This window comes from Pectinatus haikarae, assembly GCF_015732185.1.
Lineage (GTDB): Bacteria > Bacillota > Negativicutes > Selenomonadales > Selenomonadaceae > Pectinatus > Pectinatus haikarae.
The window spans coordinates 541,315-567,821 of the sequence record NZ_WIQM01000008.1 but is presented as its reverse complement, the minus strand read 5'-3'; the positions used below and the strand labels follow the sequence as shown (position 1 = coordinate 567,821).

Annotated in this window: 24 protein-coding genes and 1 other annotated feature; of the genes, 8 read left to right on the top strand and 16 right to left on the bottom strand. The window is 40.8% G+C overall.

The genetic code is table 11. The annotated features are described in order from the left end of the window. Positions 1-2 precede the first annotated feature (2 nt). Both I6758_RS06900 and I6758_RS06895 read left to right on the top strand, forming a co-directional pair. Positions 3-974 (top strand): bifunctional 4-hydroxy-2-oxoglutarate aldolase/2-dehydro-3-deoxy-phosphogluconate aldolase, encoded by a 972-nt coding sequence (locus I6758_RS06900; RefSeq protein WP_196604440.1) that lies wholly within the window; start codon positions 3-5, stop codon positions 972-974. Positions 975-1,003: 29 nt separating this feature from the next. Beyond that, positions 1,004-1,954, top strand: a complete 951-nt coding sequence (locus I6758_RS06895; RefSeq protein ID WP_196604439.1) for a C-terminal binding protein — start codon at positions 1,004-1,006, stop codon at positions 1,952-1,954. A 77-nt stretch (positions 1,955-2,031) separates the two neighbouring features. On the opposite strand, the gene I6758_RS06890 is transcribed toward I6758_RS06895, so the two are convergent. From I6758_RS06890 to I6758_RS06855, 8 genes are all read right to left on the bottom strand, one after another. Then, on the bottom strand, positions 2,032-2,454 hold the full coding sequence (locus I6758_RS06890; protein WP_196604438.1) for a universal stress protein: 423 nt from the start codon (positions 2,452-2,454) through the stop codon (positions 2,032-2,034). A 152-nt stretch (positions 2,455-2,606) separates the two neighbouring features. Continuing rightward, the gene (tadA, locus tag I6758_RS06885; protein ID WP_231038540.1) at positions 2,607-3,098 is read right to left on the bottom strand and encodes a tRNA adenosine(34) deaminase TadA; all 492 of its coding nucleotides are present in this window, start codon (positions 3,096-3,098) and stop codon (positions 2,607-2,609) included. After that, the gene (locus I6758_RS06880; protein WP_196604437.1) at positions 3,082-3,282 is read right to left on the bottom strand and encodes a hypothetical protein; all 201 of its coding nucleotides are present in this window, start codon (positions 3,280-3,282) and stop codon (positions 3,082-3,084) included. Before I6758_RS06880 ends, tadA begins: the two co-directional genes overlap by 17 nt. Before the next feature lie 290 nt (positions 3,283-3,572). Beyond that, entirely contained in the window at positions 3,573-4,052 is a 480-nt protein-coding gene (rlmH, locus tag I6758_RS06875; RefSeq protein WP_196604436.1) for a 23S rRNA (pseudouridine(1915)-N(3))-methyltransferase RlmH, read from the bottom strand. Then, positions 4,049-5,152: a S1C family serine protease gene (locus I6758_RS06870; RefSeq protein WP_196604506.1), complete on the bottom strand. Its 1,104-nt coding sequence runs from the start codon at positions 5,150-5,152 to the stop codon at positions 4,049-4,051. The genes rlmH and I6758_RS06870 overlap by 4 nt, the downstream gene beginning before the upstream one ends. A 120-nt stretch (positions 5,153-5,272) precedes the next feature. Further along, positions 5,273-6,043: an MBL fold metallo-hydrolase gene (locus I6758_RS06865; RefSeq protein ID WP_196604505.1), complete on the bottom strand. Its 771-nt coding sequence runs from the start codon at positions 6,041-6,043 to the stop codon at positions 5,273-5,275. 322 nt (positions 6,044-6,365) lie between these two features. Further along, the gene (locus I6758_RS06860; RefSeq protein ID WP_132548543.1) at positions 6,366-6,575 is read right to left on the bottom strand and encodes a cold-shock protein; all 210 of its coding nucleotides are present in this window, start codon (positions 6,573-6,575) and stop codon (positions 6,366-6,368) included. A gap of 500 nt (positions 6,576-7,075) precedes the next feature. Beyond that, the gene (locus I6758_RS06855) at positions 7,076-8,533 is read right to left on the bottom strand and encodes a DASS family sodium-coupled anion symporter (protein ID WP_196604435.1); all 1,458 of its coding nucleotides are present in this window, start codon (positions 8,531-8,533) and stop codon (positions 7,076-7,078) included. 490 nt (positions 8,534-9,023) lie between these two features. Here I6758_RS06855 and panC point away from each other — a divergent pair, with 490 nt between their 5' ends. The 3 genes from panC to I6758_RS06840 are packed head-to-tail and all read left to right on the top strand — an operon-like array spanning position 9,024 to position 11,205. Further along, complete coding sequence (gene panC, locus I6758_RS06850) at positions 9,024-9,875, top strand: pantoate--beta-alanine ligase (protein ID WP_196604434.1); 852 nt, start codon at positions 9,024-9,026, stop codon at positions 9,873-9,875. Between the two features lie 2 nt (positions 9,876-9,877). Beyond that, entirely contained in the window at positions 9,878-10,276 is a 399-nt protein-coding gene (gene panD / locus I6758_RS06845) for an aspartate 1-decarboxylase (protein ID WP_196604433.1), read from the top strand. Continuing rightward, a complete protein-coding gene (locus I6758_RS06840) occupies positions 10,273-11,205 on the top strand; it encodes a bile acid:sodium symporter family protein (protein WP_196604432.1) in 933 nt (310 codons plus the stop codon). Before panD ends, I6758_RS06840 begins: the two co-directional genes overlap by 4 nt. A gap of 145 nt (positions 11,206-11,350) precedes the next feature. Here the strand turns inward: I6758_RS06840 and I6758_RS06835 are convergent, their stop codons facing one another. Continuing rightward, the gene (locus I6758_RS06835; protein WP_307224170.1) at positions 11,351-12,520 is read right to left on the bottom strand and encodes an aminotransferase class I/II-fold pyridoxal phosphate-dependent enzyme; all 1,170 of its coding nucleotides are present in this window, start codon (positions 12,518-12,520) and stop codon (positions 11,351-11,353) included. Further along, a complete protein-coding gene (locus I6758_RS06830) occupies positions 12,517-12,996 on the bottom strand; it encodes an Lrp/AsnC family transcriptional regulator (RefSeq protein WP_196604431.1) in 480 nt (159 codons plus the stop codon). Before I6758_RS06830 ends, I6758_RS06835 begins: the two co-directional genes overlap by 4 nt. A gap of 54 nt (positions 12,997-13,050) precedes the next feature. Further along, positions 13,051-13,248 (bottom strand) — a binding site (T-box leader). A gap of 199 nt (positions 13,249-13,447) precedes the next feature. Here I6758_RS06830 and I6758_RS06825 point away from each other — a divergent pair. Further along, complete coding sequence (locus I6758_RS06825; protein ID WP_196604430.1) at positions 13,448-17,332, top strand: phosphoribosylformylglycinamidine synthase; 3,885 nt, start codon at positions 13,448-13,450, stop codon at positions 17,330-17,332. Positions 17,333-17,457: 125 nt separating this feature from the next. On the opposite strand, the gene I6758_RS06820 is transcribed toward I6758_RS06825, so the two are convergent. Then, a complete protein-coding gene (locus tag I6758_RS06820; RefSeq protein WP_196604429.1) occupies positions 17,458-17,874 on the bottom strand; it encodes a C-GCAxxG-C-C family protein in 417 nt (138 codons plus the stop codon). 70 nt (positions 17,875-17,944) lie between these two features. Beyond that, positions 17,945-18,649, bottom strand: coding sequence for a DUF554 domain-containing protein (locus I6758_RS06815; protein WP_330998027.1), 705 nt, complete (start codon positions 18,647-18,649; stop codon positions 17,945-17,947). A 356-nt stretch (positions 18,650-19,005) separates the two neighbouring features. On the opposite strand from I6758_RS06815, the gene I6758_RS06810 reads away from it, so the two are divergent. Together I6758_RS06810 and I6758_RS06805 are read left to right on the top strand one after the other, a co-directional pair. Further along, a complete protein-coding gene (locus I6758_RS06810; protein ID WP_196604428.1) occupies positions 19,006-19,344 on the top strand; it encodes a PTS sugar transporter subunit IIB in 339 nt (112 codons plus the stop codon). A 210-nt stretch (positions 19,345-19,554) separates the two neighbouring features. After that, positions 19,555-20,301 (top strand): DeoR/GlpR family DNA-binding transcription regulator, encoded by a 747-nt coding sequence (locus I6758_RS06805; RefSeq protein ID WP_196604427.1) that lies wholly within the window; start codon positions 19,555-19,557, stop codon positions 20,299-20,301. Between the two features lie 216 nt (positions 20,302-20,517). Here I6758_RS06805 and dnaB read toward each other — a convergent pair whose 3' ends face one another. The 4 genes from dnaB to I6758_RS06785 all read right to left on the bottom strand — a co-directional run bounded on the left by dnaB (position 20,518) and on the right by I6758_RS06785 (position 26,507). After that, positions 20,518-21,861: a replicative DNA helicase gene (gene dnaB, locus I6758_RS06800; protein WP_196604426.1), complete on the bottom strand. Its 1,344-nt coding sequence runs from the start codon at positions 21,859-21,861 to the stop codon at positions 20,518-20,520. Between the two features lie 97 nt (positions 21,862-21,958). Then, positions 21,959-23,923, bottom strand: coding sequence for a Lon family ATP-dependent protease (lonC, locus tag I6758_RS06795; RefSeq protein WP_196604425.1), 1,965 nt, complete (start codon positions 23,921-23,923; stop codon positions 21,959-21,961). A gap of 153 nt (positions 23,924-24,076) precedes the next feature. Continuing rightward, entirely contained in the window at positions 24,077-24,523 is a 447-nt protein-coding gene (gene rplI / locus I6758_RS06790) for a 50S ribosomal protein L9 (protein WP_196604424.1), read from the bottom strand. Then, the gene (locus tag I6758_RS06785) at positions 24,474-26,507 is read right to left on the bottom strand and encodes a DHH family phosphoesterase (protein WP_196604423.1); all 2,034 of its coding nucleotides are present in this window, start codon (positions 26,505-26,507) and stop codon (positions 24,474-24,476) included. The genes rplI and I6758_RS06785 overlap by 50 nt, the downstream gene beginning before the upstream one ends.

The window sequence follows — 26,507 nt, the reverse complement described above, 5'->3', positions numbered from 1 at the left end:
AAATGACCAGTAAAAACATGCAGGATATTTTTGATATTGGACTAGTTCCGCTTATATCGCTCGATGATGCGAATGATGCCGTGCCGCTTGCACAAGCCCTCGTAAAAGGAGGCATTCCCGTTGCTGAGGTTACTTTTCGCACAGCTGCCGGTCTGGATTCCATCAGAGAAATGGCCGCAAAAGTACCGGATATTATTGTCGGGGCCGGTACTGTACACGATATAGCACATGCCGAACAAGCAATAGATGCAGGAGCAAAATTCATTGTCACTCCCGGTTTCAACCCGTCAGTGGTAAAATGGTGTCTTGACAATAATATTGATGTTGTTCCGGGAACAGCATCCCCTGCGGATATCGAAGCCGCTATGGCAATGGGACTCAACACATGTAAATTTTTTCCCGCAGAAGCTTATGGCGGAACAAAAACTTTAAAAGCTCTTTCGGGTCCTTTTTCGGGTATAAGTTTCATGCCGACAGGCGGTGTGAATGAAGAAAACATGCTTGATTATCTTTCATTGCCCAATGTCGTGGCAGTGGGCGGCAGTTTTATGACACCTTCTTCGGCAATCAAAGCAAAAAACTGGGATAATATCGTAGAAACCTGTCAACAAATATTAAGCCGCTTGCTGGGATTCAGCTTAGCGCACGTTGGCATAAACTGTGAAAATGCAAAACAAGCTGATTCAGTGACAAGCAGATTGGCTGAATTGTTTTTACAGGAAAAAATAGAGCATGACGGTGCCTATTTCGCAGGAAGCATGGCAGAAGTTATCAAATCTCCCTTTTTAGGAAAAAACGGACATTTATGCATCGATACCAATGATATGATCCGAGCAGTGGCTTATTTCAGACGCAAAGGAATAAAATTCAACGATGACACTTGGATAAATGATGAAAAAGGAAATCCCAAAGTTGTTTATTTGGCGGAAGAGGTCGGCGGTTTCTGTATACATCTGCGTCAAAAAGCGAAATAAAAGCATAATTTATATAATTGGAGGCTGATATGATGAAAGCAATTATAACGGACTGCGACCATGAGAATATAGACATTGAAATCAATATTTTTCAAAAAGCGGGAATACCGCTTGAATTGAAACAATGCCGTACAGAAGATGATGTAATACGCGAGTGCCAAAGCGCACAAGCGTTAATCGTGCAGTATGCACATATAACAAAAAAAGTAATGGAAAATCTTCCTGAATTGAAAATGATCGTACGCTATGGTGTAGGTGTTGATACTATCGATATAAAAGAAGCGACAAAGCGTAATATCCAAGTCTGCAATGTTCCTGATTATGGAATGAACGAAGTCGCTGATCACGCGATTGCACTGATGATGGCATTTACACGCAAAATCGTGTTAATGAATGATTTCACAAAAAAATCAAAGTGGGATTACGTACGGAGCATTCCTGTGCACAGAGCTTCAAATCAAACGGTCGGGGTTATTGGTCTTGGACGTATAGGCAGAAATTTTGCAATTAAGGCACATGCCTTGGGATATAACATTATCGGTTTTGATCCTTATTATAAAGAAAACGATGAAACCCGATTCATCAAGGCGGTATCTTTGGATGAGATTATTACTGAGGCGGATATTATTTCACTGCATATTCCCGCAGAAGGCAACAAAAATTTATTTAACAAAGACGTATTCACGAAAATGAAGAAAACAGCTGTTCTGCTGAATGTAGCACGCGGAGGAATCATCAACGAAGATGATCTTTATGAAGCACTAAAAGATGGTGAAATCGGCGGCGCAGGTATCGACTGTGTGGTAACTGAACCTATGAATCCCGGCAGCAGGCTCTTTGAATTGGAAAATTATATAGCTACACCGCATATGGCATGGTATTCTGAGGAAGCCGCTCAGGAACTTAAGCGCAAAGCCGCAGAAGAAGCCGTACGTTTCTTGACAAATAAAAAAGTTCATTATCCCATAAATAATCTTTAAGAATAGAATATATAAAAAAGCTCTTTTTCATCAAACAACTATTTTGTCTGATGAAAAAGAGCTTTTATATTAGGACTTTATTTTGCTATCACGACCGGGCACTTAGCATTTTCTACAACATACTGACTTACACTGCCGAGGAGAACTCCCTTAACAACGCCTAACCCACGGCTGCCCATTACGATCATATCATTTTTATTTTCCTGAACAAACTCAAGAATAGTAACTGCGGGAGACCCTGTTTCAGAGAACGCTTCCGCCTGTATATCGTGAGGAACTTTTTCCAATGCTTTATCCAAAACGGCATCGCCAGCTTTTGTGACCGCATCTAAAATAGCATCAGACAGACACGCGTTGATAGCTAATTGATTAATATTAGCTATATACAGGAAATTTATTTTTGCATTATATACTTGAGCCAAACTAAGAGCAAAATCAATTGCCTTATCGGAACCTTCTGAGCCATCTACAGGAACAAGAATTGTTTTTATATCCTTCATATAAATCCCTCCACATCTTTTTCTTACTACGATTATAATATAATTAATGGTGCTTGTCTATAACAGCTCATTTTCTAAAACCATCATAAAAATTACGATTTATTGAATAAAGGGACAGCTGTCATATACAAAAAGCAGAGAAACCTCTTTCATCATAAAGAAAAGGGTTCTCTGCTTTTATATCCCGTTCGCTTTACAGCAAAGAATTTGCGCAAAACCAGTTTGCATTCATCCTCAAGGACACCACCGCGTATTTCAATATTATTTTTTATGGCGGGATGCGATAAAACAGAAAATATAGACTCGACGGCTCCCATACGGCTGTCAGGCGCCCCGTAAACAAGTCTGCCGATATGACTGAGGAGAATGGCACCTGCACACATTGGACATGGCTCAAGGGTAACATAAAGAGTCATATTAACAAGACGGCGGCAGGATAATTTTGCGCAAGCAATTCTTATCGCTGTCACTTCCGCATGCCCTGTAGCATCTTTTGAGTGCTCCTGCTCGTTATGCGCAGAAGCTATTATTTGTCCCTTGTCATCAACTATAACAGCCCCGACAGGAACTTCATCTGAAAAAAAAGCCTTATCTGCTTCGCTCAATGCCAATTTCATCATTTTCTGGTCAACGGATCTGGGCATTTATTTCTACCTTATAAGCATCATTTTCTGTTTTTTCCATAGCCGTATGCAGTATTTTCTTGAAAGAAGGGGGATTTTTCCTTTTTTTTCTATTTAGGTCATTCCCCTGCATGTCAGTCTGAGTATATGCATAATTCGTCATTACACCAGCAGTTCTTGCAATTTTTTCAATACGTGGTACCATGGGAACCCCTCCTTTTGCAGATCAGTTTATCTGATAAAACATACCAGATATAATTTTGCATAGAGTCCTGAAAAGAAAATGACTCCTATATATATTATATCGTAATTTTTATAAGCATGCTAAAGTTTTTTTATTTTCAAGCAATGTTCAGCTTGCTAAATTTGTTAAATTTCAAGAAAATCATATAAAAAATATTTAATTCACCAATATGCACTGATAAATTTTTTGTCCAATTTCCGAAAAAACAATATTCTCATATATACCGATACCGCTAAAGGACAGACTGTAAATCACCAATGATAAGGTTCACCGCGGTTTATCTTAAAGGAACGATATATCTGCTCAACAAGCAGTAATTTTACCATCTGGTGTGTGAAGGTCATTTTTGAAAAGCTTATAAGTGAATCTGCCGTTTTCCGCAATTCATCGGACAGACCAAACGCGCCGCCTATAATAAAAGTCAGACTGCTTTTTCCTGTCACTGTCAGAAGAGATATTTTTTCTGCCAGCTCTTCTGAGGAAAAGAATTTTCCATATACATCAAGAACAAACAAGAAGCTGTCAGAAGGGACTTGTTTAAGTAATCTTTTTCCCTCAATATCGAGAATTTTTTCTTTTTCCTTAGCAGAAGGTGCGTCAGGCATCTTTTCTTCAGCAATTTCAATAATGTCAAGCTGTGTGAAAGGACGCAGGCGCTTTGTGAACTCACTTATTCCCTCACGCAGATAATTTTCTTTCAATTTACCCGCACTGATTATTGTTATCCTCATTGACTCTGGCTCGGCATTTCATTCAAAACTGCTGATACTGACAGCTCTTTGCCATCCCTGACAATATCCAGGGAAATTTTATCATCTATCTTATGTGCAGAAATAGCATCGCGCAGATCATTTACACTATTTATTTCTTTATCGTCTATTTTGGCTATGACATCACCGCGCTGTATGCCAGCCGAGGCAGCCGGTCCATTTGGAGCCACCTGAGCAACATAAACGCCCTTATCTATATTTAACAGATAACCATTTTTAGCCGCTGAATTTTTATCAAATATTCCCACACCTAAATAAGGTCTGGCCACTCGTCCATTAGCTATCAATTGATCTATTATCGGCTGAACTGTGTTTATAGGTATGGCAAATCCCATCCCCTCAACACCATTAGCTGCCAGTTTAGCGCTGTTTATGCCAATTATAAGACCGTCAGCATTCACCAGTGCTCCGCCTGAATTGCCGGGGTTGATAGCAGCATCCGTCTGCAAGAGTTTCACTCGTCCCTCGCCGATATCAAGGGTGCGATTCAAGGCACTGATAACACCTGCTGTAACACTGCCTTGGAATTCTAAGCCCATAGGATTGCCTATGGCTATTGCAGGCTCTCCTACCATTATATCATCTGAATTGCCAAATTTTGCCACCGGCAGATCAGCGGCATCCACTTTTACCACAGCTATATCAGTTACAGAATCCGCACCTACCAGTTTACCAGGCAAAGTACGTCCGTCTGCCAATGAAACCGTTATTTCCCTGGCACCGTCTATAACATGGTTATTGGTTACGATATAGCCATCACTTTTAAAAATTACACCCGAGCCGACCCCTTGACTGACTTCTACCTGATTATTAAACCAATCTCGTGCAACAGCTTTATTTGTTATCCCAACAACAGCAGGTCCTACTGCCTTAGCAGCGCGGACAATTGGTGTATTTCTGGCATCAGACACGGGACCGGACGGTACTTTTTCAGCCTGTGTCGTATTATTGTCAGTTGATGTAGTATTATTATCCTTTGGACTCGTTGAACAGCCTGCAGTGACAATCATCAAAATTACAGATACAATCATTAAAAAAGCAGTTAAACGAGAAAAACGCATTTTGTATTTTGAAATGCCAATCATGATCCTCACCCTTTCGACAGGACTTTCATTATCTAAAAGCAATTATCAAAGAAAAATATCACAAAAAATTTTATCAAATAGTAAAATCCGATTTTTCTACGGCAGCGTGACAGTCTCATTTTGTTTTGCCAGCTGAATAGTTATATCCGTTCCTAACTTTATGCCCTGGCGCTGGATAATTTCTGTGATGGTTTGCTTGGCAACAGACGGACAGTTATTTTCCTCACTCATATGTGCAAGAAAAACATATGGATTATGTTTTTTCATTCGTACCAGTGCCCACGCAGCATCATCATTTGACAAGTGTCCCTTATTTCCCATAATGCGCTGCTTCAATGCCCACGGATAAGCTCCCTCACGCAGCATTCTCTGATCATGATTAGCTTCGAGCACAAGAACATCAGACTCATCAATGGCTTCCTGAACTGTGCTGGTAACAAAGCCTAAATCAGTTGCCACCGTACATTTTTCATGGCTGCTGCGTATGCTGTAGCCTACCGGATCTGCGGCATCATGCGAGATACTGAATGCATCAACAGACAGGCCGCCTACTTGAAAATTTTCTTTTATAGGATGCAGACAATCAAGAGGAAGCTTCTCAAGACAATACATCGCTTTAAAAGTAGCAGCACGTGAATAAACAGGCAGATGATATTTTTTGCAGAGAGTTGGCAGCCCGTTTATATGATCACGATGCTCATGGGTGATTATCACGCCGCAGATATCACGTATATCGACACCTATATCCGTCAATGATTTATTGATTCTCCGTGCACTTATCCCTGCATCTATTAAAAGAAGTGTATTATCTATTTCAACAAAAATAGTATTGCCCTTACTGCCGCTGGCTAAAACAGAAACATGCAAATTTTTTCGTCCTTTCATGGAAACCTGTCATAATAATAAAATAGAAATCACCAATAAAACTAAATTTCATCGAAGCCGGAAATTATTCCGCTGAAAATTTGATTAATCAGTAAATCTGTCTGAATTATTATAGCACCTGAAAAGGTCGTACGGCAATCAAAGAAGAAGCAATATATCTTTGTCTTCTTTAAATTGTCTAAATAATATCAGCAATTTATGGCAAATTCATGGCAATTACTTGCTATATTTTCAACAATTAGACAAAAAAATATCACCCCTGCCATTATGGCAGGGGTGATACGCGATTGTATCCTATATATAATTAGGCAACGCAAACATTAACAGCACGCATTTTGCTGCTGTCACGGCTATCGGGTTCAGCGTCGAAGGTTACTTTCTGGCCTTCTTCAAGGGTTTTATAGCCATCAGCCTGGATTGCGGAAAAATGTACGAATAAATCTCCACTTCCATCATCATTAGTAATGAAGCCATAGCCTTTACCTGCGTTAAACCATTTAACTGTTCCTGTCATTATATGAGTCCTCCTGAGAATTAAAAAAATATTTTATTCAATAGAATCAAACAAAAAACACATGCTCTTGTAAAACATCGAATGAACCAATCAATGACTTACAAGAGCATGTGAGTCCATTGCCAATCTCTGAATACTTTTTTACTATATCATGCAAAGTGAAAATTGTCAAATAAATATTTGCTTTTAAGCATCATTTTTATTCTATATTTTACAAACCATTAAAATATATTGTATATTTTATTTTTAACACATTTTCTGTAGTCATAAACACTATATCACAGAAATAATAATAAACAGCGAATCTTCGGATATCCAATGATTCGCTGTTTTGAAAACATCAGTTTTTAAGATATTTATCAAAAAAACAACTGTGATTTTCGTTTTTATTGTCCGCTCCACAGAAGAGCCCACTCAGAAAATAATCATAGAGTCAATAAATATAGAGAAAAAGCAAACATAAAAAATGGACTGCCCCCCTATGCACTGGCAGCTGCTTTTCATAAAACTATACCAAGCCATTTCCAATAAGTTGCGGCCATCAGCAATATCAGCAGATATGCAGCTATAGTAATAGGAATACCTGTGCGGATAAAATCACGGGCCGTTACAGTTTCCGTACTGAAAACTATCATATTTTGCGGGGCATTGACAGGAAGAATAAAGCCAAAGCATATCACATATTGCAAAACCATAGTCATGCCGACGATATTAAGCGAATTGTACTGCGACGCCCCTTGAAGAACTGATATTATAATCGGGATCATGGCGGCTGATAGGGCGGTAGCGCTGGCAAAACCGAGATGGATAACTATGAGGAATATACTCAGCACTGCCAATATACCAAATGCCGACATAGTATATAAGTCAAATTTACCGACGATATATGAAGCTACCCAATCGGCTGCTTTTGTGGACAAAATAGTCGATCCGAGGCTGATGCCTGTGCCGAAAAGCATCAGCGTCCCCCAGCTTACACGATTTTGGACATATTTCCAATCCATAATTCCTATTTTAGGCAGAAGCATAATTGTTATGGCTGACAAAGTCGTTGTCGTAGTATCAAGCGGGTGAACAATTTTTTCTGTGGCCCATAAAAATAAGAGAATCACAGAAATGATCATCAATTTTTTTTCTGCCACAGACATAGGACCAAGTTCCTTTAATGCTTTAGCCACAGCCTCTTTGCCGCCGGCTATTTCATCCGTTTCAGGCGGTATCATCTTCAACAGAATAAAGTAAAGGACCACTGACATAATCGCCGCAAACGGAGCGGCTGCAATGAACCATTCTCCCCAGCTTATATAGTAGCCAAGTTGTTTTTCGATGAAAGTAAGCGCGATCATATTCTGAGCTGCCGCTGTTTTTATGCCCACATTCCATATGCTGTCAGCTTGCGCGACAGCGATCATCATTACTGCTGCGAATCTGCTTTTCATTGAAACACCAAAAGAATTAATAATACCTAATATTATCGGCACCATGCAGGAAACTCTTGCTGTCGTACTCGGAACAAAAAAACTGAGAATAAAACCGACTGCTATAACACCGATCAGTACACGATTTGTTTTTGTGCCTATCTTGGATAAGATCATGAGAGCAATACGAGCATCAAGCTTTGTTTTAACCATGGCTACCGCAATAAACATGGCCCCTCCTACCAAGGCCAGCGCACTTGTACTGAAACCAGAAAGCGCATACTTTAAAGCTTCGGCTGTACCAAGCAATTTTTCAGGATGCACCGGATCAGGGGCAAGCCCCAGTAAAAGTGCCATAAGCGATACGATCAACACAGAACTCACCGAATACGCCACAGCTTCTGTCATCCATATTATTACAGAAAACACAAGGATGCCCAGCATACGCTGTCCGGATACGGAAAGGCCCTCCGGCGTCGGCAGCATGATTATAATCAGCAGGACGAGAATGCTCAAAATAAGACCATATTTTTTTCCCATATGAATCCCTCCCTAAACAATTATTAGAACATATAAATGGATAAATATAAAAAATACATAATCTTGCAGTGACAACCGTGCAAAATTGTCTATTGGAACATAAAAAGCTTCAAAACATTATGTTTTGAAGCTTCACTGCTCTCAATTTCATTTAATTATAGTATAATTTTTGCATAGTTTCAACATTACTTACTTCTATTTATAAAAAATATTAAATTTTATGCGTCCAGTGTATCTATATAGTAATTTTATTGTGCTGTCTGCTTATCTATGCTATTATAAATCCGTAACAAACATTTGAATGAACAGTATCATATTGAACTGTATCACGATATAAGCTGTTTTGTTATATTATTTATATCGCTTGGATCACTATGACCGAGACGGGGGCAATAGGCTTTCTATGCGCATTCCTTGTCGGAGTGCGCTTTTTTATTGCAATCCCTTTTCTTTTTTTGTTTGTTGCAAAAAAAATGAGGAGAGTTTTAAAATGATTTTATGTACTGATGTTAAGGGCTTACGCAAACTTGTGAAAGACACCGGCAAAAAGGGAAAAACGATCGGACTTGTTCCAACAATGGGTGCGCTGCATGAAGGACACATTTCATTGATCACTGCGTGCAGCAGGGAAAATGACCTGACAATTGTGAGTATATTTGTCAATCCTGTCCAATTTGGCCCCAATGAAGATTTCGGCCAGTATCCGCGTGATTTATCAGGAGACTGCCAGAAAGCCGAAGCTGCCGGTGCAGATATTATATTTGCACCTGATGCCGGCTCGCTATATCCCGGCAAGGATATGACCTGGGTTGAGACAACAGGTGACATTGTAAAAGTATTATGCGGGCGCACACGTCCCATACATTTTCGTGGTGTTACAACAATTATTGCAAAACTATTCAACATAACCATGCCGGACAAAGCATATTTTGGTCAAAAAGATGCCCAGCAGGTGGAAGTTATAAGAAAAATGGTCAATGATCTATTTTTTGATGTAGAGCTGCACATTATGCCGATAGTACGAGAACAAGACGGTTTGGCAAAAAGTTCCCGCAATATTTATCTGAATAAAGAGGAACGACAGTCAGCATTGGTTCTTTATAAAAGTTTAAAATGTGCCCAGTCTTTGTTCCTGCAAGGTGAAAAAAATCTGCAAACAATATGCAGCGCAGTGCATGACATGATCGCGGCAGAACCCTTGGGCAGTATCGAATATGTAGAATCATATTTACTGCCGGGGCTGATTCCGGCAAATGAAGAATTTAATGGCAGAGCATTAGTTGCTGTGGCGGTGAGATTCGGAACTACGCGCCTGATAGATAATGTGATTTTGGGGGAATAAATATGCTGTACAATATATTTCATGGAAAGATTCACCGCGCCGTTGTAACCGAAGCCAATTTATCATATATGGGGAGCATCACTATTGATACTGCCCTTTTGGAAGCAGCCGGAATTCTTCCCGGCGAACGGGTGCAGGTCGTAAATAATAACAATGGCAGCCGACTTGAAACATATGTAATAGCCGGGAAAAAAAACAGCGGGGTCATATGTTTGAACGGTGCGGCTGCAAGAAAAGCCGTCGTAGGAGATACTGTCATCATTATCGGTTATGCGCTGATGGACAAAAAAGAGGCTCAGACCTTTATGCCCAAAATAGTTACAGTCGATGAAAAAAATCATCTTCTGCAGACAATCGGCAGAGAAAAACCATTTCAAACATTCGAGGCTCAAACAAAATGATCAGACAAATGAACCGCCTGCTTGCCGGAGGTATGCCGTTTGGTGTTATAATTGCCGGTATAATTGGTATTATGCAGCCGTCATTATTTATCTGGTTTACTGACAAAATTGCTTATTTTCTCGGCGTGGTAATGCTCGGAATGGGAATGAATCTGTCTGCAGACGATTTCAAAACGGTCATAGAAAAACACCGCAGCATTCTGACAGGAATATTGCTTCAATTCATATTTATGCCGGCCGCAGCATATTTTATTGCTTTTGTTTTTAATCTTGCACCGGATGCGGCAGCAGGCATGATCCTGCTGGGAGCATGTCCAGGTGCCACCGCTTCGACCGTAATCACATACATGGCAAAAGGAGATATAGCATTGTCTGTTTCTTTGACTATGCTGTCGACATTTTTGGCTCCGATCCTGACACCACTGCTTCTTCTGTTTTTTGCCGGAAAATGGATCAGTATTGATTTTTTTGCCGTTTTGCTGAGTATTATGGAAATGGTATTTTTACCCGTGGCCGCCGGTATCTTATTTAACCGTTTTTGCGGTGCGGCTGCTGAGAAAGTCAGATATATTATGCCTGTTGTATCAGCTATGACAGTTATTATATTAGTCGGCACTGTAGTGTCGCTCAGTGCCGGTACTTTAGCTGACATGGGATTAAAAATATTAGCTGCAGTCGTACTTTATAACACCTGCGGTTTGGCAGCAGGATATTTTTCTGCCCGATTTTTTATTGTTGAAGAAGCCTCTGTGCGGACTTTAGCAATAAGTACGGGCATGAAAAATTCAGGGCTTGCCGCTTCACTCGCGATAATGCATTTTACAGCGGCAGCGGGGATCCCCGCTGCTATATTCAGCGTTTGGCATAACGTTTCCGGTTCTCTGCTGGCGGCATACATTAAAAACCGAAAAAAACAGCAGCTCCGATAAAGAATATCAAAGCCTGCAGCTGATATATTTTTCAAAAAACCTCAGCAGAACAAACGGGACAGCTTTTCACATAAACCTATGTGCTGCTGTCCCGTTTGTCATTTATTAATTAAAATATTAATCTTCTGCTCAAACCATCTCATTTTCAAATATTTTTTAAGAAATTTTCGATGCGATTCAACGCACCGGATATTTTGTCTATAGACGTAGCATAAGAGCAGCGGATAAACCCCTCACCGCATTCACCAAAAGCATTCCCCGGAATAACAGCCACATGTTCACGCTCAAGAAGATTTTCTACAAACTCTTCCGAAGTCATGCCGGTACTTTCGATATTCGGGAATATATAAAAGGCACCTTTAGGTTCAAAGGTCTTCAACCCCATACGACAAAATCCTTCATAAATCAGATGACGGCGCCGGTCATATTCATGAATCATTTTATGCATGTTGGCATCACCGTTCTGCAATGCTTCTATCCCTGCGACCTGAGCTGTTACAGGAGCGCAAAGCATTGTGTACTGATGGATTTTATTCATAGCTTCAATAAACACAGGATTGGCAAGTGCATATCCCAGCCTCCAGCCTGTCATCGCGTAAGCTTTGGAAAAACCGTTAAACAAGATCGTTCTGTCCTTCATCCCCGGCAGAGAGGAAAAACATATATGCTCAAGTCCGCCGTAGGTAAGATCTCCATATATTTCATCAGAAAGAACGATAAGATCGTGCTTCTGGGCAAATGCAGCGATGCCTTTTAATTCTTCAGCAGTCAGAACCGTTCCTGTCGGGTTATTCGGATACCCTATCAAAAGAACTTTCGTCTTTGGTGTAACATATTTTTCCAGTGCATCCGCTGTAACACGAAATTCGTTTTCAATGCCGGTCGCAACAGGAACAGGTATGCCGCCGGCCAATATGACACACGCTTTATAAGAAACATAACAGGGTTCAGGGATCAGCACTTCATCACCTTGATCAAGAACAGCACGCAAAGCCAGATCCACAGCCTCACTTACCCCCACTGTGACAATGATTTCTTCCTCAGGATCATATTCAAGAGCATGGCTTCTTTTATAAAGAGCAGCAATTTCTTTACGCAGAAGGGGCATCCCTTTGTTTGTGGAATAGGATGTGTACCCTTTTTCAAGACCATAGACACAACTTTCACGGATATGCCACGGCGTTACAAAATCAGGCTCACCAATACCGAGTGTTATAACATCGTCCATTTTTGCTGCCACATCAAAAAATTTTCTGATGCCGGAAGGAGGGACCTGCTTGACGGCAGCCGATAAATTTTCTTCCCACTTATTCACGGAGTCATCACCAGCCTGCGGTCGTTTTCTTTATCATCCATTATAGTCCCGTCCTTCTTATATGCCTTCAGCATAAAATGACTGCGTGTAGAGGTGACTCCCTCAATGGTAGAAAGTCTGCGCGCAACAAAATCCGCTACTTTATTGAGCGATTGTCCTTCGATAATAACTAGGAGATCAAAGCTGCCCGACATCAGATAGACCGATTTTACCTCATCAAATCTATAAATACGTTCAGCAATGGCATCAAACCCTACTTCTCTTTGTGGTGCGACATTGACTTCTATAACAGAGGTAACATTATGATCGCCGAATCTTTCCCAATCGATAAGTGTATTGTAACTCATGATCACTTTATTGGCTTCAAGCTTTTTCAGTGCATCTTCAATTTCAAATTCAGATTTATTAAGCATTGCTGCCAGTTCTTTAACAGGACGGCGGGCATCATGCTCCAAAAGCTCAAGTAATTCTCTCATAAAAATTCTCCTTTAATCTTACTTCTTAAAAATAGATAAAAAAAAGCCCCGTCCGAAAAGGACGAGGACATTGTTCCCGTGGTACCACCTTAGTTAGCATATGCTCACTTCATGTCCGATATCGCAGACAAAACGGTCAATTTTCATTGACAGCTCACAAGTAGCTTTCTGCTGAATTGCTTTTGCGGCTCACACCACCCGCCGTTTCTCTGAAAAAGCAACACAACATACTGTCTTGTTCATTGCTCAGCTTCTATTTGAACTTTATAATAACACATACAAATATATTTTTGCAAGGAAAATTTATATTACTGCCGAAATGAACATTTTTCATTGCAGCTAAATATTATATCAGGCAATAGACAACACCATATTTCTAATGTAAAATGTTAATATGTAAGATTATACATGCATTTCCCGTATGTATTTATTTCATTATGGAGGCTGGATAATGTCAGTTAAGAGAATTTATGTGGAAAAACGTCCTGGATTTTTTGATACTCCGGCACAAAAGCTTTGTGCCGATCTAAGAAGCATGTTCACCGTGCCGGATTTAAGAGTTGTCCGTATTTTTCGTCGCTATGATATAGAAAATATAACCGATGACGAATTTGCCCGGGCGAAGAACGTGGTTTTCGCGGAAGCGCCTGTGGATGTCATTTTTGATGAAGAATTGCCTCAGATGAAAAAAGCCCGTATTTTTGCGGTGGAATTTCTGCCCGGACAGTTTGATCAAACAGCCGATTCAGCAGCACAATGTGTCCAGCTCATAACCCAAAAAGAACGCCCGCTTGTACGGACTGCAAAAATAATAGTGCTCATCGGCGACATTGATGATGAGTCTCTTGCTGAAATAAAAAATTATTGCATAAATGAAGTAGAATGCCGTGAAGCTTCTATGGAAAAACCACTGACACTTGCATTGCAGATGCAGGAGCCTGCTGATGTCGCAGTCATTGAAGAATTCCTTACAATGGCAGACAGTGAAATAAATACACTTCATGACAAATTAGGATTGGCTATGAGTTATGAGGATTTTTTATTTTGCCGCAATTATTTCCGCGAAAAGGAAAGACGCAATCCTACCATAACTGAAATACGCGTAATTGACACATATTGGTCTGACCATTGCAGACACACCACATTCACCACTGCCATAGACAGTGTAGAAATAGAAAACAGCAGCTATACGGCTGATATAAAGACATCTTACGCCCTATATAAAAATGACAGAGCTGATATTTATACAAAGGAACGGTCAATGACGCTGATGGACCTTGCCGTCATCGGTATGAAGAAGCTGAAAAAACTCGGCAAATTGGATGATTTGGATATATCGGAAGAAATAAATGCCTGCAGCATCGTTGTACCTGCCATGATCAACGGAAAAAAAGAAAACTGGCTTGTTATGTTCAAGAATGAAACACATAATCATCCCACGGAGATAGAACCGTTTGGCGGGGCTGCGACCTGTCTTGGCGGCGCAATAAGAGATCCTCTTTCAGGGAGATCTTACGTTTATCAGGCTATGCGTGTCACCGGTGCAGCTGATCCCCGCCGCAATCTTGAAAATACAATAAAAGGCAAGCTGCCCCAGCGAAAAATCACACGTGACGCAGCATCCGGATACAGCTCATATGGCAATCAGATTGGACTTGCCACCGGACAGGTGCGTGAAATATACCATGAAGGATTCATGGCAAAACGTCTGGAAGTTGGTGCTGTTATAGGAGCAGCACCGCAGAAAAATGTGGTAAGACAACAGCCGCAGACGGGGAATCTGATAATTTTAGTTGGCGGACGCACCGGACGTGACGGCATCGGCGGCGCCACAGGATCTTCCAAGGAGCATACCGTAGAGTCGCTCGAAACCTGCGGCGCAGAAGTACAAAAAGGCAATGCTCCGACTGAGCGCAAGCTGCAAAGGTTATTTCGCAAGGAAGAGGTCACACGCCTGATAAAACGCTGTAATGATTTTGGCGCCGGTGGAGTGGCAGTAGCCATAGGTGAACTGGCAGACGGACTGTACATTGATCTGGACAAGGTAAAGAAAAAATATGCGGGGCTTGACGGAACAGAATTGGCCATTTCCGAATCTCAAGAAAGAATGGCTGTAGTGGTTGATGAAAATGACGCTCAAAAATTTATTCATTATGCTGATGAAGAAAATCTTGAAGCTGCTATTGTTGCTGTAGTGACCGATGACAACAGACTGCGTATGATCTGGAAAGACAAAACTATCGTCGACATAAGCCGCGCTTTTCTGCAGACAAACGGTATTCAGCAGCATGTGACGGTAAAAGTAGCTGCTCCGGACAAAAATAACACATACTTTTCACGGCTGCCAAAACTTAATTGCGGCAAAGACGCTGTTGAAAAATTATGGCTGGACAATCTGCAGGATCTCAATGTCTGCAATCAAAGAGGCCTTGTAGAACAATTTGATTCTACTGTAGGTTCCGGCAGTATTCTGATGCCTTACGGTGGATACACACAAAGAACTCCTGCTGAGGGGATGGCAGCCAAGTTGCCCGTAATAGGAGGAAATACAGATACCGGTACATTGATGGCCTTTGGTTTTGATCCGCATTTAATGGAATGGAGTCCTTACCACGGAGCTATTTATGCTGTAGTAGCCGCGTTGGCAAAAATCACAGCTATGGGCGGCGATTATACACGTGCCCGGCTTACGTTACAGGAGTATTTTGAAAGCCTTGGCAAAGATCCTGTCAAATGGGGCAAACCATTTGCCGCACTTTTAGGAGCATTGCGGGCACAGCATGAATTCGGTACTGCGGCAATAGGCGGTAAGGATTCTATGTCCGGCACATTCATGGATCTGACTGTACCTCCGTCATTGATTGCTTTTGCGGTTAGCCCTGTACTCACTAAAAACATAGTATCATCTGAATTTAAATTAGCCGGCAATAAAGTATATATGCTCTCAGCAGAACGAGATAAAAATGATCTTCCCATGTTTGAAGGTTTGAAAAAGAATTTTGCAGTGGTCCGCTCTCTATCGGAAAAACGTAAGATATTTTCAGCTATGAGTGTCGGAAAAGGCGGTATAGCCGCAACCGTCAGCAAAATGTGCCTGGGTGAAAATATTGGTTTCAAATTCAGCAGTGATATAGCTTATGATGTTCCTAAAATATTTGGCAGCTCTTATGGTTCTTTGATCATTGAAGTATCTCAGAATATCGATCTTTCCGATCTTCGCGGCGCTAATTTCTGTCTGTTGGGAGAAACCAACAGCATGCCGCGTATAATATATGGCGATGTAGTTATTTCACTTGACAATATAGCTAAGTCTTATGATGCGCCATTGGAAAGCATCTTCCCTACACAAATAAAAACTCTCCTGAAACGTGATGAAAGTAAGCTTGCAAAATTTGATACATCAATCGGTTTTGAAGCAGAAAAAATATTTGCCAGCACAAGTGCCAATGTCTCCTTATCCAGCAATCGGAATTTCTCCAAAACAGTCAGCCTTATCTATAAGGCAAAAAATATAATACACCGTTCTGTACCTGTTGCCAGACCAAAAGTTTTTATCCCTGTTTTTCCGGGGACCAACTGTGAATATGAATCGGAGGCAGCATTTAGGCGTGCTGGTGCTGAGGTTCAGACTTTTGTAGTTCGCAACCTGACTCCCTCGGCTGTTGAAGAATCAGTTTTGGCAATAGAAAAAGCTATACAAACATCGCAGATAGTATTTCTGCCCGGTGGCTTTTCCGGTGGAGACGAACCTGACGGCAGCGGCAAATTTATAGCTGCCGCATTTAGAAATCCGCGCATTGCCGACGCGATAAACAAATTGCTTTATCAGAGGGACGGGCTGATGCTCGGCATCTGCAACGGTTTTCAGGCACTTATAAAGCTTGGCCTTCTGCCATACGGGGAAATCCGCGAACTTGATATTGATACACCAACACTTACCTATAACCAGATAGGCCGCCATGTATCCAGAATGGTACAGACAAAAGTCGTTTCCGATTTATCTCCATGGTTCGTTAAAACAACCTTGGGTGCTATACATACAATGGCGGTTTCTCATGGCGAAGGCAAATTTTTCGCCTCTAAGCAGGTGATAGGACAACTTCGCAAAAAAGGCCAGATAGCTACCCAATATATAGATTATGAAGGAAACACATCGACAGAAATAGTGTATAACCCCAATGGATCTATTGATGCCGTTGAAGGTATTACCAGTCCTGACGGCCGCATTTTGGGGAAAATGGGGCATTCTGAAAGAACCACGGATGACTTGGCTATAAACGTACCCGGAGAAAAAAATCAGCTTATATTTGAATCAGGCGTCGCATATTATAAATAATATAAATCAAAAAGAGTGCAGCTGCGAAAAAGCAGCTGCACTCTTTTTGATTTATATAAAACATTGATATTTCAGCAATAGTGGTCCGCGATTTTTTCAAAAAACAATATCAACAAAAATAAGTATCATCCAACAGACTTATTATCTAACATTTTTTCCAGAATTGTCACGGTATCTTCTATACAGCCATCACATGACCGCAGCATAATTTTTGTATCCATACCTTTTAAATCGCGACAGATAGTTGCTCCATTTTTAACGCGAAAATCTGCTGTCAGTGCCTTTACAGCCTTGTAGGTATCTGCTTTGGAATATGGCCCGTCCAAATTTCCCTTACTGCTCAAAAGGCTGAATACCGCCACTGCCCCGGAAATGGCCCCACAGGTACCATATGTATCACCCATACCAAATCCATAACCTTCCATGAGCATAAACATGGTTTTTTCATCTATCTGTATCCTATCACAAAAACTGCAGGCAACGGCCTGAGCACAATTATAGCCTTTATGATGAAGACTGGCTGCTTTTTCTTGTCTGTTCATTTTTTCTCCTCTATACTATATAAATTCCGGGAAAGATGTGCATTAACAGCGCCGCATCATAACAAAACAATCAAAACAGCGCATAATAAATTATCGGTACCACAACTGCCGGAAGCATATTGCCCACACGTATATGCATATTTTTACCAAATATAAGATTAATTCCCACAACAAATATAAGTACCGAGCCGACAGCTGATAATCCATCCACCATGTTGTCATCCAAATAAGGTGCTATTGCTGCCGCAGCAAGAGAAAGTCCCGCCTGATAAATAAAGAGCGGTGCAGCGGAAAATATGGCACCGATCCCCATTGTCGAAGCAAAAATCATGACTATCACACCATCCAAAATAGACTTGGTAAAAAGAATCGTCGAATCATTATGTATCCCGTCTTCAAATGAACCTATTATCGCCATCGCACCAACACACACGACAATTGTAACAGTTACAAAGGTTTCCGTAAAATTTTTACTTTGCTTCACATTCAAAAGCACTCTTACTTTTTCGCCGGCAGATACCAAAGCATGCTCAATATTTATCAATTCACCGCCAATAGTCCCGATTATAAGAGAAAAAACCAAAAGCATGAGTCCTGCAGTTTGGAGCCGGCCGTCATCAATGATCAATAACTTGCACATGGCTCCGCTGAGGCCAATAAACAAAGTGGCTATGCCAAGTGCCTTCATCAAGGTTTCCTGCATGTTCCCAGTAAGCCCTTTCCTTATAGTCAGTCCTATAAGACCGCCGCCGATTATCGCGGCTGTGTTTACTATTGTTCCAGTAAGAATAATTATTGCCCCCCAAGATTTTTTTGCATTTCAGCACTTTATATAACAGCTTTTTCCTTTGTTAATTGTACCATATTTATTCTCATTGGAAAAAATATACTGTGAAATATTTTAAACTAAGATAAAAACTGTATTTTTTAAACTCCATATTGATAAGAATCAGCCTTATCTCTTCATATCAACTTAGAAAGACATTTAGTAAAAGATATTTAGATATAATATTTTTCAATGTAAAAATTTAAATTCTTATTGACAAATATAATGTTTTATTATATATTTGTATTGTAATCAACTGAAGATATGAATTATTACGTATGAAAGTAACGAGGAGGTATTCGATAATGTATAGCATTGTTGCAGTTATGGCAAATTCTCAAAACGAACTGGAGCTGTATAGAGCCGTTAATTCTCTGGAAAAGGCTGCTGAAACAAAAAACATCGAGATAAAAGTGGAAATACAGGAATATCCGCTGACATACGGCCGTCTTTCGAAGGAAGATGTATCGGCCAGTACAGTAGCAATCCTGACCGGAGATATGCCTATAGCCGATGCCGAACGTTTTGCGGATATCCCTGTTTTCCGAACACTCACCACTGCCATAGCATCTGATCCCCACTCAGTGATTGCTGCTGCTATGGAAAAAGCTTCTTTATATGCCGAACCGACTGCAGTATTTTAATATTTTTTACTTTCCCTTTTATTTGCCCACTCTTTTTTCTAATATAAATATATATTATCCCCCCAAAGTAAAAAGCTCGCTTTTAAATAAGCGGGCTTTTTATTTCATATGAATAATAAAGACTTTGAATAGTAAATTTAAACTTATATACAAATAATGTTTTTGCATACGAAAGCAGCGTGTGTTATACTTGTAAAAGGGGGTAGTTATATGAATGATAGACACGCTCAAATTCTTGATGTCGTAAATGAATATAAAAAAATTGAAGTTAACCGCCTGGCAGAAATGCTTGATGTATCCCAGGTCACTATTCGCAAGGACTTGGATATTCTGGCAGAAAGAGGTCTTTTAGCCAGAGAACACGGTTACGCTTTATGCCGCAATGTTGATGATGTCAACAATAAATTGGCCGTACGGTATGAAAGTAAGATGAAGATAGCTATTGCTGCTGCCGAAATGGTTGCAGATGGCGAAACAATAATGGTTGAGTCGGGATCAAGCTGTACGCTTTTAGCAGAACAAGTAGCAAAAACAAAAAAAGACGTCACTATTATAACAAATTCTGCATTTATAGCATCTTATATAAAAGATAAAGGAAATGTGCGGATCATATTGCTCGGCGGCGAATATCAAAAAGAGACACAGGCGATGGTCGGTCCTTTGCTGAAAAAATTTGCCAGTGAATTTTTTGTGGATAAGCTTTTTATCGGTATAGATGGTTTTATCCCCAAGGTTGGTTTTACCAGCGGGGAAATGATGCGTATGGAAGCTGTACACAATATGTCTGAATCAGCACGGCATGTTATAATTCTGACGGATTCCAGTAAATTCCAAAAACAGGGCGTGGTTTTGCAATTCAGATTTTCTGAAATAAGTAAAATTATAACTGACAATAAGACCAGTGATGATATAAAAAAATTGTTGGAAAAAAATCACATTGATGTCACAATAGCCTGACGAAATAAAAAAACCCTTAGCCATAAAAGCTAAGGGGATAAGTAAGATAATAAGTTCTTGCAAGTATCTATTCTAAATACATAAGGCTACTTTGTCAACAAATATAGTTTTTATTTCAGATGAAAATTTTTTATGTGATATATATAATTATTATGGCGGCGGATAAAACCCAATTTTTTCAGTGAAAGTTCAATGAAAAGGGTTATCCGCCGTATTTTATTGCGGCGGCGACAGTTGTTCACGCGACAGATTGCCAAAACGGGTAAATTCTTTTTGGAAGTAAAGCTGTACAGTATCAACAGGTCCATTACGATGTTTTGCAATAATAATATCTGTTATATTTTTATTCTCTGTGTCGGGATCATAGTAATCTTCGCGATATATAAACATTACTATATCGGCATCCTGCTCAAGAGAACCTGATTCACGTAAATCACTGAGCATAGGTTTTTTTATTTGACGGGCTTCAACACTGCGGCTAAGCTGCGACAATGCCACTACAGGAACATTAAGCTCACGTGCCAAAGCTTTTAGAGAGCGTGATATTTCCGAAATTTCCTGCTGGCGATTATCCCCTTTGCCGCCAATTCTGCCCTGCATTAACTGAAGATAATCGATAATTATAAGAGAAAGCCCCTTCTCAAGTTTTAAGCGGCGGGCTTTTGAACGCAGTTCCATTATAGTTATGCCTGGTGTATCGTCAATAAAGATGGGAGATGAGGAAAGCCTGTCAGCTGCACTGATAAGACGCTGCCAGTCATCATCAACAAGACCGCCTGTGCGCATACGCTGTGAATCAATAGCTCCTTCAGAGCACAGCATACGCTGTACCAGTTGTTCTTTTGACATTTCCAGAGAAAAAAAAGCAACAGCTTCCTTTTTCCTCACAGCAGCATGTGTGGCAATATTAAGCGTAAACGCTGTTTTCCCCATACTTGGTCTGGCAGCAATCAAAATCAAATCAGAAGGTTGAAAACCTGATGTCAGTTTATCAAGATCCTTAAACCCCGTAGAAAGACCGGTTATACCTCCCTTTGCTTCATGCATTTGTTCAATTTTACTGAAGGTATCCAAAAGAATAGTTTTTATCGGCATAAAATCACCGACAGTTCGATTGGCAGCAACATCCAGAATCAGTTTTTCTGATTTATCCAATACGGCATCAACATCTTCATTGTCCTCATACCCCATAGCCGCTATAGTTGTAGCTGTATTTATAAGAGAGCGCAGTTGTGCTTTTTCCTTTACTATTTTGGCATGATAGATTATATTGGCAGCAGTGGGCATACTATTGGCCAATGCCGTTAAAAAAGTAATGCCGCCAACCTTTTCCAGCTGGTTTGTTTTTCGAAGCTGCTCCGTTACTGTTATAAGATCGACAGGATCATTACGGTTAAAAATATCTGTCATTACAGCAAAGGTGATGCGGTGCGCCTCCCTGTAAAAATCCGCAGCAATAAGAATTTGTTCAGCTTCGGCAATTGCATCGCGGGATATTATCATTGCACCGAGTACCGACTGTTCTGCTTCAATATTCTGCGGGGGAACTCTGTCAATCAAAGTTTGCAGCTCCTCTCTAAAAAATAATTACATGCTGTGCGCACGCAATAGATGAAATAGGCAGACTGATATTACATTATTTATAATAAAAATAATTTTATACAGAATCATTCGTAAAAAGGAGCTCCAATGCCTCCTGAGCGTCTTCTACTGTAAAAATTTTTAATCCCAGTAAATCAGGCGGGATATCTTTTTCATTTTCTTTTGGGATAACAAGTCTTGTTATTCCGGCCTGCCGTGCACCATAAGCTTTTTCAAAAACGCCGCCGACAGGTCTCACTTTTCCTTGAATTGATATTTCACCTGTAATGGCAGTATCCTGCCTGATCTTTCGTTGATCAATCACAGAAAGCAGCACCGTTAAAATTGCCGCACCGGCAGACGGACCGTCTATATTACCGCCACCGATGATATTTATATGGATATCATAATCATGAATATCCTTCCCCGTTAATTTACGTACGACGGCCGCTGCATTAAAAACAGAATCCTTAGCCATACTGCCAGCCGTATCGTTGAACCTCACCGTCCCACGGCCTTTGCGGGTGGTCGGAAAAGCGACTGCTTCGATTTCGATTACCGAACCGATAAAGCCTGCTACTCCAAGCCCAAAAATCCTTCCTGTCTGAGGAACATCGGATGCTTTTTTTGTTATAAACGGAGACAAGCGGCTTACCTGCGCGACATGATAAATATCCTGCAAAGTAATAGCAGCATTTTCTATCGAAGAATCTTTATTTTGCAGAGAAAGACTATATGCATCAGCAAGTATATTGATCGCCTTGCGTCCTTCAATAGTATATTCGCTGATAGTTTTCGCCACACCGTCAGCAAGGCTTACTTTGAGCTTATCAGCTGCATTCTGCACGATTTTTTCTATATGCCTGGGCGTAAGCGGTTCAAAATATATTTCGGCACAGCGCGAACGAAGAGCCGGATTAATATAAGCAGCATCGCGTGTTGTAGCTCCGATCAAAACGAAATCAGCAGGAGCTCCCTTTTCAAAAAGACGGCGTACATATTTTGGCACAGCAGGATCACTGGGATCATAATAGGCCGACTCAAAATAAGCTCTTTTATCTTCCAAAACCTTTAATAATTTATTTTGCAGCATTTCATCCATCTCGCCGATTTCATCTATGAACAAAATCCCTCCGTGTGCATCCGTAACCAGTCCCGGCTTCGGTTCAGGAATACCGCCATCAGCAAGATCTTTACGCGCCCCCTGATAAATGGGATCATGGACAGAACCGAGGAGCGGATTCGTCATATCACGCGGATCCCAGCGCAGCGTTGTTCCGTCTGTTTCAACAAAAGGTGCATTTTCGCCAAACGGAGTATACTTTTCCCTGCAGGCAGCATCAAGGACAAGCCTGGCAGCTGTGGTTTTGCCAACACCGGGCGGTCCGTATAAAATAAGATGCTGCGGATATGGAGACGTGAGTTTAGCTTTTAAAGCATGAACAGCCCGTTCCTGCCCAACTATTTCTTCAAGCGTCTGCGGTCGCAAAAGTTCCATAACAGACTGCGTAAGATTTATTTTTTCCAAATCTTCCAGCTCTTGCAGCTTTGATTTTGCCTGCGGTGAATCTTCTTCAGGCTGTTCATCCCGCAATACCTGCATGCGAATATCTTCAACATAATCCTGATGATTTTCTTCCATCTTCTCTGCTATGCGTTTTTCAATTTTTTCTTCCATATTGCGTCTGGCCACTATGTCGGCAATTTTCTCAGTCATTGCAGCCAAAACAGCCGGAATATCCTTATCGGCAGGCATTTCATCAATAGTAGGATCTTCATAGATTATTTTTTGAAGAGCAAGAACTCTTTCCGGATATTCAGCCGAACGGAGCAGATTAATAGCATCGAGCTTTCCCGCTTTTAAAACCAGTTTTTCCGAACCGATAACATCGACCAGAATATTGTAAACCGCATCCACATCCTTAGCGATAGGGTTTTGTGAATCTGTATGATTTAGCGGCAAAGGCAGCTTATTTTCATGAGATGCCTGTATATTATTTTTTTTGGGCAAATATTTTTGCAGAAAGTTTTTGAATGACATAATAGTTCCTTTACAAAAGTATAGTTGCAGAAAAATGTGCACGATTTATTCTCATCGATTGAGAATTTATATGATGAGTAACCCGCTCGGAACTTAGTGCTTTTACAAGCGCGGGCTCCAGAGCGGGTCATTATGTCAGAAAATATGCCAGAATTATTCGCTGAGAATGTGAACCCTTATCTTTGCCGTTATAGCAGGGTGAACCTTTATCACGGCATCATAATCACCAATACCTTTTACTTCGCCTCTTATATCGATCTTTCTCTTATCTATATCGATATTAAAATCTTTTTTCAGCGCATCTGCAACATCCTTGCCTGTCACCGAACCGAATAATTTACCGCCGTCACCGATGCGAACCAAAATACTGACTTCTACTTTTTCAAGCTGTGCAGCCATCAGCCGTGCTTCATCAGTAGCCTGCTGCTGTTTTCTTTCAGCAGAGCCCTTTTTTGCTTTAGCTACGTTTATATTATTGCTCGTTGCTTCAATAGCTATATTTTTAGGGAAAAGGAAATTTCTCGCATATCCTTCTGATACTTCAATAATATCACCTTTTTTCCCTACCTTTTTCTGATCCTGTACGAGGATTACTTTCATTATTATCAACCTCTTTTATAATTTTTTTTGCTAACTCAACGGCCCTGTCTTCTATTTCCTGCAGATTGCCATTTTTTACCTGAGCACCTGCAACATTAAGATGTCCGCCACCGCCGAAAGCTTCCATAAGGATCTGAACATTAAGTTCACCGAGTGAACGAGCGCATATGCCTATCGAGTTTGGCAGCAAATGAAAAAATACCAGGCTCATCCGTGCTTGATCAATACTGAGCAGAAAATCGGCTATTTGTGCCGAGACTATCTGAATATTTGGAGCATCATCAGGGCAAATCGAAACAACCAATCCGCCTTCAAAAAATTTGGAATTTGATATAGCCTTGGCTCTGACGAGATTTGTCGCATAATCCGTACGGAATAACTGGCTGACAAGTTGAGGATCAGCGCCATTACGCCGCAAATAAGCGACTGCATCAAAAGTACGCACACCTGTCTGAACCTGAAAATTTTTCGTGTCAACAATAATTCCAGCATATAATGCCGTTGCATCGATACGTGAGATCAAGGGATCTTCGCTGAAATACATAAGCAGCTCTGTAACAAGCTCACTTGTAGATGATGACGAAGGTTCTATATAGATCAAAAGAGAATTCTGAATTACATTCTCAGAACGGCGATGATGATCAATAACAACTACATCCTTGGTATTTTGCAGCAATGATTGTCCGGCTACAAGATGAGGAATATGTGTGTCGACAACAAAAAGGGCCGGATTTATCGCTGTCAAATTAAGGGCTTCCTCTTCGGTGATAAACATACCTGCATAATCAGGGCTGTCCTTGATGAGTTCGGCAAATTTATCAATGCCCTCATTCATATCACTCAGAATAATATGGACTTCTTTTTCCATGAATTTTGCCATAGCAGCTACACCGATGGCAGCACCCAAACTGTCAAAATCTTCATTGTGGTGCCCCATAACAAAAACGATGTCGGCCTTTTCGATTATTTCCCCTATGGCATGGGCAACAACACGTGATTTCACACGAGTATGCTTTTCCACAGCCTTGGTCTTGCCACCAAAAAATTTGACCTTACTGTCAATATTTATAGCTACCTGGTCACCGCCGCGACCAAGAACCAAATCAAGATTTGATTGTGCAAGTGCTCCCAGTTCCTCCATCGACATCCCTTCGCGAGTCTGTACTAGGCTGATACTCAATGTTATAGGGAATTTATTAGGACCGCGCATGGCTCGGATACGATCAAGCACATCAAATTTATCCGCTATAGCCAGATCAAGAGACTGATGCTCAAGAATTACTATATAAAGATCATCATCAAGACGACGCAATAGTGCCCTAAGTGAATGAGCCCATTTATCGAGTATGCTGTTTGCCTCAAACAAAATAGATGTACGCTGTGCTTCACTGAGACCCTGCATAGCATCGTCATAATTATCTATCTGAATATACCCGAAAAGTATAGCATGAGCCGCCGTATTACGTTTAAACTCTTCTACTTTTGTCACATCAGAAATATAAAGTGCCATAAGACCGTTAAGATCAGTATTAGTGGATACAGGTCTATACTTCAGCAGGTAGAATTTATTATTATTGCTGAATATAGTTTCCCCGGTCTGCCCCCAAAAAGGATCAAGATTAAGACTGGGCCAGAATTTATGAATGACAATTCCCAGCTCAGGTTCCCTGCCCAGCCATCTTATCAGCTCATCATTGTGCCATTCAAGACGACTGTCGCGATCCACAATGAGAATAACCTGAGGCAGCTGATCAAGCGCCAGATTAGATAACTCATTCACATTTTTTATCACATTATGATAATAATCGGCCAATGCATTTTGCCGGTCATGATTACGTTCCCGCAAAAACAGTAAAAGACATATCAACAATAAAAGCCCGGCCACTGCCAAGTATATATTGTAGCACAAAAGCGTTAAAAGAAGTCCGGCAATAATGACAAGTGTAATGCAAATGTCAATCCATGATGATAATCTGCGCGGCAT